We start from the raw sequence: 11,527 nt of genomic DNA, 5'->3' as shown, positions 1-11,527 counted from the left end.
CCCCTATCGGGTGCTGCGGACCGCTACTTCCTCGGTGTGCACCTCGCGCTCACACTCGCCGCGGCGCAGCTGCGCATGGACCAGCCCCTCACAGCCGATGTACTGCACCAGGCGCGGCGGGCCGTCCCCGTAGGACAGATTCCGGTCCCCCCCATTGCATAAGGGCGATGACGGCACGCGCGAGATCGCGCCCCTTGGGAGTGAGGAGGTACTCGAAGCGCACCGGCTTCTCCTGATACGGGACCTTCTCCATCGGTCCGTTCTCAACCAACCGGGCAAGCCTCGGGGTGAGGAGGACGGAGGAGGACCCCGGAGACTCGTGGACTACCGGGCTTCCCACGAGGTGCGTAGGCGATCGCCGTGCGATGTACGGCCTTGGGGTGGCCCAGGCGCTGCGGTCTTGCCCGGCAGTGCGGGTTCGGCGGCGAGGAGGTCGGCGATGCGCCCGCCTCGTGGTCGAGACAGGGTGCAGGTGGCGGTGACGTAGGAGAGGCCGAACTCTGCCATGACGGTCTTCCAGGTGACCTCAGCGTCCTCGTCGAGCAAACGCCGATCTCGTAGGGAGAATGCATCGCGCGCCACCACGTCACCGCTGTCGGGCAGACGCCCCGGCCTGCCCGACAGCGGTGGCACCAGCCTGCCGTATCGATCTGAATCGGATCACGATGTGGCGCGGCCAGCGATGAAGACGCGGCACTCACAGGCGACTGCCCCAGGAGCTGGACGAGCTGTAGCGCTCGAAGGGGCGATGAGGACCACGAAGGCGGTCAGCGGGTTCGTCCTGGGTTGCCGATTGCGCGCCCCTCGAAGGAACAATGACGACCCGTGGTCGGCCGGCCCGAGCGCGTCATAGGCACCACGTTGCTCACCTTCCGCCCGGCTGAGTTGCAACCCCCCGCAAGGACGATGAGGACTCACGCGCCTGTATTCGGTCCCCACCACGTCCGCACCATAGCGGCCATCACTGACATTCCTGTCGCTCCGAAAGCGCCGGCTGGACTGTCCAAGGTCGTTCCAAACTCCCGTCAGCGGCCAGCAGTTCCCCCCCCTGCTGGCGGTCGTCGAGAAGTCCCCGCTGGCAGCCAGATACTGCCCCACTCGCATGCCGGCCTTGATCAGCTGAGGGGGTTCACTACTCTGAGGAGTCGGGGCAGCCTTGCCTCGTTGTGGCCCTCGACGGGGCGATCAGGATGCGCACGTCCAGGAGGTCCGGCCGCGGCGCACCTGGCCCATCCGGCGGCGGCCCGCTCATCTAGGCAGGCGGATCCGCGAGGAGCACGACTCGATCAGCCTCGACGTCGAAGCCGAGCACCGGATGGCCACGGTCGCCCTCCGGATCCATCAGCACCCGCTTGCCCACCCGGCGCCCGATCTCCCCAAGGAAGTCGCAGGACACATCGAGTCGATCCTGGCCCTGCAACTCCCGCAGATCGACATCGAAGTCGAGTTCATCGACGGCATGGAAACGGAAGATCGCCAACACATCCGCAGCCGGCCAGACCCGCAGGGCCGGGCACTCTGTATCCGCTGGGCGGGACAGCACGGCCTCCGCCCGAGGCACGGCGAGCACCCTCTCCCCTTCGGAGTACCGGCACTTCCAGCCCTTCTCCACGACAAGATCGAGGACCGCCTGCCAGTCCTCCACCGAGGCACCCGGGACACGCACGTCCGGCAACGACCCCAACAAGTCCGGGTCGAAGAAGCACTTCACGTCACTCCACAGAAGATCAGCCACCCCGCCATGCTCCTCGGCTCACCGACCCCAATGCACCCCGTATCCCTAGGCCAACGACACAGAGACACCCCCGCCCGACTGACTCACCGACTCACTGGCTCACTGACTCACTGACTCACTGACTCACTGACTGCGAAGGCGTGAGATCCCCACGCTCATTCCCTGCCGGCGGGCCCGGACTCGCCCGGTGAGCCCGACGACGATCCCCGCTACCGGCGCGCCACGCGCTTGAGCGGTTTCAACCAGTGGCGTCGTGTCAGTGCCAGCGCGCCGGCAATCACGACCACCCCCAAGGTGGCGGACAGCGCCGTATGGAGCGGCCCCGCAGGGGTGGCCACTGCTGCCGTGTCATTGGCCGGCCTGGGGTCCCGTCGGGGGAACCGTTCGGAGTCCGTGATCTCGACCTTGGTCTGCCCCCACCAGCCGGGGCGCACAACGAAGTCGAAAGTATTCGTCTCTCCGCTGCGAGGGGACACTTCGCACCGATACTCGGTGCCGCTGACCTTCTGGCACAACTCCGCGTCCTCCTCAAGGCTCTCGTCACGCGGGGTCTTCACGACGGTGCTGCCCATCGGGAACGTCACCTTCGCGTAGTACAGCCCTCCGAGACCGGGGACACTGCTGGGCCCGTTGTTCCTTACGCCCACACGGGCCCGGACGCGACGGTCCGACTCTTTCGACAGGTGCAGGCCGGTCACCTCGTAGTCGGCGCGAGTGGGCCGCTGCAAGTACATGAGGGTTTCCCCTCCCGGCTCGTCAGGTTCGCGCAGTGCGCCCCTCGCCGGTGACGCATCAACGAGCCGCAGAGGGCTTCCCGAACCCAGTTCGCCGTATCCGGGATCACCGGACGGTTCCAGGGGGCGGACGGAGAAGGAGACCGACTCGTACATCGCAGGCTCTGCATTGAGCACCCGCGGTGTGGGGCTCAGGGTCATCGTCTGTCCCGGACGGACGACGGCGTCGGGGAAATCGCACGTCATGGACGCCTCGATATAGCGGCAGTTACGGTGCTTCATGCCGAGAGTCCGCCCCGGGCTGATGTCCGCGGTGATGCCGTGCACAGGGATCTCGCCCACGTTCTTGAATGTGACCGGCACCCGCACCGATTCGGTGCGCTTGACGCCCTTACGCATCGGGGGCTGGACGACTGCCAACCGCGGCCGGCCGATCACCACCTTCGTGGACGCTGTGAGTGTCTTGCCCTTGTGCGGTGTGAACGTGTAGCGCAGCACCCCGGACTCGCCGTTCCGGCCGGACTCGAGTGCGCGCAGATACGTCGTGAACACGGGCCGGTCACTGTCGACAGGGCAGTGGATCTTCGTGGTCCCGTAGCCCTTGCACTCGCCCGAGCCATCCTGGCCGAACGCCACCTTCCCCGAGAGACCGCTCACGTCCAGCGTGATCCGGCCGAACGGCCGGCCCCCAGGCTCGTTGGCGAGGTTGTCGATCTCGACGTCCAGGTCCATCTGGCGGCGGCGCGGATCACCGCTCTTTCCCCGCTCATCGGCGGGGACGAGGAAGTACGTCAACGGCACCCGCAAACGCGGTTCACGTCCCTTGGCTTCCGTGGCCTGCTCGGCCGCACCCACCGTATGTGCGGTGCTACCAGCCCGATAACCGGCAGGACCGCCCCCGGCACCGGCCACCATCCCCCACACCAACAGCAACACGGTCATGAACGCGGCAACGACTCCCGCGCTACGCCCGACCGATCCTGGCCGACGAGGAAGAAGCCTGAGTACCTCCCTGCGCCGCATACTGCCTCTCCCACCCACAAGTCCCGAAAGTCTCCAACAGTCCTGACGCCCGGCCGATACGGCCCGGCCACCGCTGCCCGGGTGAAGACCGCCGTCGCCCACCCTGCCCGACTCCGCACCTCAGGCATCATCGCCCGGTCAACCCGATGAGCAAACGAAACCACCCGGTTGCCCCGACGTGACGAAACCTGCGCGTTCAAGCGCCCTGGGCCCGCCAGTCGCCCGCCTCGGCTCGGCTCGGCTCGGCTCGGCTCGGCTACATCGAACGGAGAAGCCGGCACGGCGGTCGGGCCGTCGGCAAGTTCCCGGGGCTGGGCAGGGTGCAGGTTCGCGGGGTCGGGGGCTTCGTGTGCCTGCGTGCCCGCATCTGCGGCGGTGTCGGCTGCCTTGTCGACGTGGGTCGATGCCGAACCAGCCGCATCACGGGCCGAACGTGCGGCGGCCACAGCGGAGTTGGCCAGGGTCTGCGCAGGTCGGGCGGCGTCGGCGTACAGGCTGGCGTGCCCCGCGCCGGACCTGATACATCGGGCGTACACCGAGGCGCTGAATGGCACGGAAACGCCCGTACCCGCAGCCAGGCGACCTGGGCCCGCAAACTTCCCCCGGACGGGCACCACGGGCCGAACGCCGATGCCTTCGACATCACCCGGCAGACCCCGATCCGCCACATGACCTTCGGTCACGGACCACACATCTGTCCTGGGGCGGCCCTGTCCAGACTCGAGGCGTCGATCGCTCTGCCGGCGCTCTTCGCTCGCTTCCCCGGGCTTCACCTCGGCGTGCCCGCCGAAGAGATCCACAATCTGCCGGTACTGACCCAGAACGAGCTGGAGTCCTTCCCCGTACTGCTCGAACGACCCGATTGATCGTTCCTCGCACGGCATCAACGGTGTTGGGCATACGCCCGGGACGCCCTGGTCCAGCCTCCCTCCGTGAACGGGACTGTCCAACACATACCCGCACTCGCTGCATACCTGGCTCCCGCAGCCCTCACGACACTCGGCTGGGCGGCCGCCCGTGTCGCCGAGACAGACCGGCCACCCCGGTCTACGCAGCAGGCCACGGTCACCGCCGTGACGGCCGAGGCCAGGGCCCCGGAATGCCCAGGCAGCAGGCAGCAGGCAGCAGGCAGCAGGCAGCAGGCAGTCGACAAGTACCAGTCGCTGAAAGGTACTTCGGGCCCCTGGAGCCTCAAGAAGCGGCGGCCGCGAAGCGTGGCAACTAGATATCCAGCACCGCCAAGAACTCTCGTGTCGTCCGCCCTTCTAGAGCGGGAGACAGAGGACAAGCGGACTCGACGGACACCGCGGCCACAGCCGTGACGGCAGCAGGCGCGCCGTCCGCCGACACCTCAGCGACCCAGCGGTGTCTACAGCCGCTTCAAGGGCCCGGTGGCGCTGTCGACGATGCGCGCCAGCACGTGTCGACCTCGGCGGGAGGCACTCGCCGCGGGGCGCTGTCGTGGTCGGCGAAGGCGCAGTGACCGACGGGCACGCCCTCGGCCGCCGGCGGTCGCCGACGGCCGGGCTCCCACCGTGATCTGCCGGCAGCGGCCGGCGTTCTTGCCCCCGCGCCCTGAACGGCCGGTGGGCAGCGCCGCTGACGCGACTGCGAGCGGCCGTCCGCAGTCGTCAACGGTCGACACGGGGGCAGCCTCGCGAACTGTCCGAGACGCGCCGCTGCGCGTCGTCGGCTGAGCAAGGCCGAGTCCGACGCCACGGAGAGAGGTGGCTGTTCACCACTGCCGGTCGGTTGTGGACGCGACTGTCGCCGCGACCCGCTGCTCACGCCCCGAATCCGCTCGGGACGGGTGTTGTGTGTCGCACGCAGGCTGCGGCGTGTGTCGCCGTCCGACGTGCTCCGCTGTGACCCCGCCCATGCGAGTCACGTCACATACGAAGGGGCTTAGTAGGTCCGCTCGCCCTGTCGAGGCCCCACGATTGAGCGGCGGGGGAGGTTTTGACCGTTTCTGCGTAGTGGCTTAGTACGTGGGGGTTTTGCGCCTGGATCGACGCATCGCCAAGCATGGCGGCACTCCGGAAGCGGGGCTCCCGCCTCACTGCCTTCGGCGGTGGACGGCGCCCCGTCCCCTTCCGGCTCGATCCGCTCCACTCCCCAAGAACGAGGTACTTCCCCATGACTGCGACCAGCCAGGCCCGCCCCGCCCGAATCCGTAAGTTCTCCATAGCCGGTGTCGCCGGCATCGGTGCCATAGCCGCAGCGCTGACGGTCGCCCCCTCCCCCGCTCACGCCGCCGAGCCGACGTCCGCCGCTGCTTCCGCCGCCCAGGCGCCTGCGGCTGCTTCCGGGAACGACCAGCTCGACGGCTGGATCAAGGAGGCTTTGTCGGTCATGAAGGACAAGGGCATCCCCGGCACGTACGAGGGTCTGCACCGCAACATCATGCGCGAGTCCGCCGGTGACCCGAACGCCCAGAACGGCTGGGACGTCAACGCGCAGAACGGCACACCTTCCAAGGGCCTGCTCCAGGTCATCCAGCCGACGTTCGACGCGTACCACGTCGCCGGAACTCCCAACGACCTGACCGACCCCGTCGCGAACATCTCGGCCGCGGCCAACTACGCAGCCGACCGGTACGGCTCCATCGACAACGTCGACTCCGCTTACTGATCCCTCGTCGACGAAGGAGGCTGCCCATGTCCCATGAGCGCGACAACGAGGAACCCGAACCTGCTGCGTACGGCCCTCCGGCCCGTGGCGTCGGCCGTGGTCGGGGACAGCGGGTCCGCTCCCACCGCCGTGCGCTGAAAATCGGCGGCTGGGTGACACTCGGCGTCGTCGCCCTCGGAGGCGCGGGGCTCGCCGCGCTCTGGTCACAACTCGACGGCAACATCCAGGGCACGGACATCAACACCGCCCTGGGGCAGGACCGACCCGACAAGCGGGACAACGGCGCAATGAACATTCTGCTGCTCGGTTCCGATTCACGCGCCGGCACGCACGGCAAGTACGGAAGCGGCGTCAGCGGCGCCCGTTCAGACACCGCGATGGTCCTGCACATTGACAAGTCACATCGGAAGGCGGACGTGGTCAGTGTCCCGCGGGACACTCTGGTGAACCGGCCCGCGTGCCCGAAGCCCGGAGGTGGCTCGGCACCGGCCGCTCAGAAGTCGATGTTCAACGCGTCGTACCAGGCGGGCGGCCCGGCCTGCACGGTGAAGACCGTCGAGAAGATGTCCGGTGTCCGTATGGACCACTATCTGGAAGTCGACTTCAAGGGATTCCGCACCCTGATCGACGAGCTCGGCGGTGTGGACATCCAGACCGAACGGGCCATCGCCGACAAGGACAGTCAACTGTCCCTGAGCGCCGGCCACCACACGTTGCGGGGGGAGCAGGCCTTGGAGCTCGTACGTACCCGGCACGGCGTCGGTGACGGCAGCGACCTCGGGCGGATCCAACTCCAGCAGTCCTTCATCAAGGCGCTGATGCACCGCGTCAGGTCTCTCGGACTCACCGACAACCCGGCAAAGCTCTACGACCTCGCCGACACCGCCACCCGGTCCGTCAGCACCGACTCAGAACTCGCCTCTGCTCGTGAACTCCTGGACCTCGCCGATGAGTTGCAGGGCATCAAACCCGGCAACATGAATATGACGACCCTGCCGGTCACCTACGACCCCCAGCACAAGCAGCGAGTCATCCCCCTCACCAAGGACGCCCAGCAGGTGTGGGAGGCGCTGCGGCAGGACCGTGCGATTCCGAAGTCCGCGACCAGCAAGTCTGCGGGAGACCAGTCCGACTCCCCCGTGAGCAGCGGCGCCTGAGTCATCCGGCGGCCTCCCACCCGTCGCGACGACGCGGGGAGGCCGCCGCCACCGGCAGGGGGGCACGTCGGCCGAGCACGGTGCCGGTCACGTCGGGCATGCGGAGCGCCGCGACACTGCCATGTGCCCGCGGCGGACCTGTGCAGGTAGATGTCCGGCCTGCCCCACAGGGACGCCCAGCGGACCGAGCGGTTGCAGCCAAACATGGCCGCAGTCGGTCCCGCCCTGGCCATACGCGCCTGGGCTCGACTGGCAGCCATTCCCCTGCAGGCGGCGTGCGGACGTGGACACGCGGATAGGGCTCGCCACCGCGTCGCCGGTGATCTGACACTGCATCCGGGCCGTCGTCGACGAGGGCGTGGTGTCGTGACACGCGCCTGGTCCCGCAGCCGGGCGCTTGGGGGCTACACCTCGTCCGGGTCTCGCTATGCAGGCCCTCGGTCAGGTGCGCAGACCACCACCTCGCGTACAAATCCGGGGCGGGAGTCGAGGACGTGCCGCGCGCGCCCGAGTGGCGCGGGAGATGCAGAATCGGCAATCCGTGCTCGGCCGGCCGCATCGCTGGCAGGCGTACGGAAGCGGACTGCCTGGCTGGCCGCAGACGCCTCGGGCCCGGAGCAGCAGCTCCACCGTGCAGTTTCAGCCGTGGCCGGGGCCACCAGGCAGCGTCGCTCTCCTCGTGCGTGAAGTAGAAATCCGCCGGCCCGGTGCCTGTCGACGCCGGCACCTCCCCTGCCTAAGAGGTCGTCTCATTTGGTAGATCTGCAATAGCAGGTGAGGGTGCAGGTTCTGCAAACGAAGGCCAGGGAGGGGCGAGAGCGCTACGCTCCCTCGCGCCCCGGGCGAGTCTGCCACCGGCCCGAGTGCCCCGCTGGGAGGCTGACATCCCGACGGGCCGCAGCGTAGAACCCCTCACGTCCGACGCGTTGCTTCTCGACCAGCGCCTTCCATCCCTCCCGATCGTGCGCCTCAGTCCGCATCGCCTGCTCCATCTCGGCGACAGCCACGGCCCATTCTCTGGCCGCTTCCACAACCTCCGCTGCCCCGAACAGCAACACTGACTCCCACGCGAGATCACGAGCTTCGGCCGCCTCCCCCAGCCGCGCAGCCGCCTCTTCCAGGGGGAGCGGATGAGGATGCGGATCACTGCCAAGCTGGGCAGCAGCTCTGAACATCACGCTGACGGACGCCCTCAGGGACCTGGCGAACTCTGAGTAGGCAGCCAGTCGACGATCCTCCCGCCGCGACGCTTGCTCACGACGGAATCGCGCATCGTCACCCAGCATGACCACCATGTACGAGCCGAGAGCGCCGATCACTACGCCGAGCAGTGCCGGGAGTTGTTGTATTAAAGCGGACATCGAAGCACCGTATGCCACTCGATGAACGTCCACCACAAGGCCATCGAGGCGTTCTCAACTGGCGCGTCGGCAGTAGCAGTTGAGGGTGTAGGCGATGCTGGTGAAGGCGAGGAAGTGGTCGGCTTTGCGCTCGTAATGTCGGTGGAGTCTGCGGCAGCCAGCGAGCCAGGACATCGTCCGTTCTACGGTCCAGCGGTGACGGCCAAGGCGCCTGAATGTCTCGATGTTCTTGCGGGCGATGCAGTGAGTGATGCTGCGGCGGCGTATCCATCGTCGTCGGTGGTCGTAGTCGTATCCCTGGTCTGCGTGCAGCTTGGCTGGTCGGCGCCGTCGTGGTCCGCGCCGGGCGCGGATGGGCGGAATGCCCGCACGCGCAGCTCGAGTGCCTGGCTGTCATGCAGGTTCGCCCCCGAGATGCCGACAGGCGGGGGCGAACCAGTCCGCTCGGTGACCATGTGGATCTTTGAGCCCTTCTTGCCCCGGTCCACAGGATTCGGACCTGTCAGATCCGCCCTTTCAGAGCCCGCATGTTCACCGAGTCGATCGCACACCGAGACCAGTCCAGCTCCTCACGAGAGCCCAGCTCGTCCAGCTCCTCACGAGAGCCCAGCTCGTCCAGGACCGGCCGGTGGAGCTCGGACCACACCAGAACCGTGCTCCATTCGGTGAACCGCCGGTGAGTGGTCGGGCCAGACGGGCCGAAGGACGGGGCCAGTTGCCGCCAGGTGCGGCCCGACGTGGCGACGAACACGATCGCTGCCAGGACCTCACGGTCTCCGTATCTCCGTCGGCCTCCGCCCTGCGGTCGCGTCGGAGATGGCGGAACCGCCCGCTGAAACAGCTCCCACAGCCCGTCCGGGGCCAGACGCGCCACGAACCCCACCGCACCGGTTTATCGAACTGCCCGGATGAGACGACGTCTCAGGCGTGCCCGCCGCCGGGGAATGCGGTCGGACGACCACGCTGAGCGGCGCTAGCATCGTCACCGCGCCGACCACAGGAGTTTGCTTCCATGCCGATGCCGCGTATCGGAGTTGTCATCGTGACCATGGGCACGCGCCCGCGGGAACTGGAGGCTCTGCTCGCTTCGGTGGCGAAGCAGGACTTCCCTGCAGCGCGGGTGGTGCTGGTCGGTAATGCCACGCCCCTCACCGAGGTCACGACAGACGCGACGAAGGTCCCGCTCGAGGAGAACCGAGGCTGCCCCGGAGGCCGCAACGTCGGACTGAGCATGTTGCGAGACGCGGGCGATATCGATGTCGCCTTCGAACTGGACGACGACGGCCTACTCATCGCGGATGATGTGTTCCGCAGAGTCCAGCAACTGTTCGCGGCAGACTCGAAGTTGGGGGTCATCGGGTTCAGAGTCGCTGACGAGCACGGGCATACCGAGCGGAGGTGGATTCCCCGGCTGCGGGCTGACGACCCGATGCGCCGCGGCCTGGTGACCGCCTTCCTCGGCGGTGGTCACGCCTTCTCGATGCCCATGCTCCGCCAGACCGGCCTGTGGCCCGCAGAGTTCTTCTTCGGACACGAAGAATCCGACCTGGCGTGGCGTGCCCTCAATGCGGGCTGGAAGATCCTTTACGAACCCGAGATCGTCCTCCAGCACCCGAGGACGTCCCCCGCCCGGCACGCCGTCCACTACCGTTACACCGCACGCAACCGCGTCTGGCTGGCCCGTCGCCGCCTGCCGGCGCCTTTGATCCCTGCCTATCTCGCCGTGTGGATCCTGCTCACCATGGTGCGGATGCGGTCCCTGACAGGGTTGAAAGCTTGGTGGGGCGGCTTCATCGACGGCATGCGGTCCCCCTGCGGTTCGCGTGAGCCGATGAAATGGCGGACGGTACGGCTCATGACCCGACTGGGGCGTCCGCCGATCCTGTGATCGACCTGGGCCAGGCATCACCGTGTTCCGCACTTCCTCACGCACCCACGGCGGCTGGATGTGGCCCACTCCGGCGCGCCTCGGCATGCCGGCCTTCGGAACCGATCCGGAGCGGGCGTGTGGCGCGGTGGCTGCGAGATGGTCGTCCATCAGCCCCGCGCTTCCTGTCAACTCGCCCGCGCTCACTCCGGGTTGCTCCTCGCGCCGCATATCCGGGCGCACACGATCAGTTCACACCACGCACGCACGTCGTTCGTGCGCCCCCGACCTTGCCGCAACTAGGCGGGTCAGCCCGGGTACAAGGCTCGCGGCAGGCGCATCACCGGCCGGGAGCGTGATCCCGGACATCCGGTACTGCACGCCGGCCGCGTTCCCCGCGCGACCGAAGAGGAGGCCATCGCGTGGAAACCATGACCGCGGAGAAGGTTGTATCCGCCCCCATCGGGGACGTGTTCGACTGGCTCACCACGACCACCAACTACACGAGATCGCCGCTCGTGATGCGATGCCGCCTTGCCCACAAGGGCGCACACGCGCCGTACGGAGTCGGCGCGGTGCGCATTCACCTCTGGCTGATCGGTTGGTTCAGGGAGCGCATCACCCACTACGACCCGCCGTACTCCACCGAGTACGTCGTCGAGCGCAGCCTGCCGCCGGCCAGACACGAACTCGGGCGGATGACGTTCACCGAAGTCGACGGTGGCACGCATGTGCGCTGGACCACCCGCGCCGAGATCCCTGTCCCCCTGCTCGGCCCTCTACTCACCCGGCGTCTCGCCCGACCGGTCATCACCTACACCTTCGGCAAGATCCTCGACGCCGCCGACACCGCATTGGTCGACCGGACAGCGAACTGACCGGACGGCGGCCTCGGATCTGCCGGCGCGTCGAGCCGGCAGGGCAAGGACGGCACAACAGGGCGCCGCTCGCCGCCGGTTCGTAGGACGCCGGGTGGCTGCGGCGATCCCCGCCACCCGCGCGTGCCGCGACTGGTGCGC

8 protein-coding genes and 2 pseudogenes are annotated in these 11,527 nt (G+C 67.9%); 5 read left to right on the top strand and 5 right to left on the bottom strand.

Annotation, left to right across the window (positions count from 1 at the left end):
• Positions 1-88 precede the first annotated feature (88 nt).
• The 3 genes from DSC45_RS21140 to DSC45_RS21130 all read right to left on the bottom strand — a co-directional run bounded on the left by DSC45_RS21140 (position 89) and on the right by DSC45_RS21130 (position 3,411).
• Complete coding sequence (locus DSC45_RS21140; protein WP_240434762.1) at positions 89-340, bottom strand: winged helix-turn-helix transcriptional regulator; 252 nt, start codon at positions 338-340, stop codon at positions 89-91.
• Between the two features lie 912 nt (positions 341-1,252).
• The gene (locus DSC45_RS21135) at positions 1,253-1,735 is read right to left on the bottom strand and encodes a hypothetical protein (RefSeq protein ID WP_119293255.1); all 483 of its coding nucleotides are present in this window, start codon (positions 1,733-1,735) and stop codon (positions 1,253-1,255) included.
• Between the two features lie 209 nt (positions 1,736-1,944).
• Positions 1,945-3,411, bottom strand: a complete 1,467-nt coding sequence (locus DSC45_RS21130) for a hypothetical protein (protein WP_162929289.1) — start codon at positions 3,409-3,411, stop codon at positions 1,945-1,947.
• Between the two features lie 695 nt (positions 3,412-4,106).
• Between DSC45_RS21130 and DSC45_RS21125 the strand changes: the two are divergent.
• The 3 genes and pseudogenes from DSC45_RS21125 to DSC45_RS21115 all read left to right on the top strand — a co-directional run.
• Positions 4,107-4,358: pseudogene (locus DSC45_RS21125) on the top strand (cytochrome P450); the annotation flags it as partial.
• Positions 4,359-5,628: 1,270 nt separating this feature from the next.
• On the top strand, positions 5,629-6,123 hold the full coding sequence (locus DSC45_RS21120; RefSeq protein ID WP_119293251.1) for a transglycosylase SLT domain-containing protein: 495 nt from the start codon (positions 5,629-5,631) through the stop codon (positions 6,121-6,123).
• Positions 6,124-6,149: 26 nt separating this feature from the next.
• Positions 6,150-7,280 carry an LCP family protein gene (locus tag DSC45_RS21115; protein WP_119293249.1) on the top strand — a complete coding sequence of 377 codons (1,131 nt, stop codon included), beginning with the start codon at positions 6,150-6,152 and terminating at the stop codon, positions 7,278-7,280.
• A gap of 821 nt (positions 7,281-8,101) precedes the next feature.
• On the opposite strand, the gene DSC45_RS21110 is transcribed toward DSC45_RS21115, so the two are convergent.
• Together DSC45_RS21110 and DSC45_RS21105 are read right to left on the bottom strand one after the other, a co-directional pair.
• Positions 8,102-8,641: a hypothetical protein gene (locus DSC45_RS21110; RefSeq protein ID WP_119293247.1), complete on the bottom strand. Its 540-nt coding sequence runs from the start codon at positions 8,639-8,641 to the stop codon at positions 8,102-8,104.
• A 54-nt stretch (positions 8,642-8,695) separates the two neighbouring features.
• A pseudogene (locus DSC45_RS21105) lies at positions 8,696-9,524 on the bottom strand (IS5 family transposase).
• 129 nt (positions 9,525-9,653) lie between these two features.
• Here DSC45_RS21105 and DSC45_RS21100 point away from each other — a divergent pair.
• Together DSC45_RS21100 and DSC45_RS21095 are read left to right on the top strand one after the other, a co-directional pair.
• Positions 9,654-10,529, top strand: coding sequence for a glycosyltransferase family 2 protein (locus DSC45_RS21100; protein ID WP_119293245.1), 876 nt, complete (start codon positions 9,654-9,656; stop codon positions 10,527-10,529).
• A gap of 401 nt (positions 10,530-10,930) precedes the next feature.
• Positions 10,931-11,386, top strand: a complete 456-nt coding sequence (locus tag DSC45_RS21095; protein ID WP_119293243.1) for an SRPBCC family protein — start codon at positions 10,931-10,933, stop codon at positions 11,384-11,386.
• The last annotated feature ends 141 nt before the right edge of the window (positions 11,387-11,527 follow it).

Source organism: Streptomyces sp. YIM 130001 (genome assembly GCF_003574445.1).
In the GTDB taxonomy this organism is placed as follows: domain Bacteria; phylum Actinomycetota; class Actinomycetes; order Streptomycetales; family Streptomycetaceae; genus Streptomyces.
This window is presented reverse-complemented; position numbering and strand designations above follow the sequence as displayed.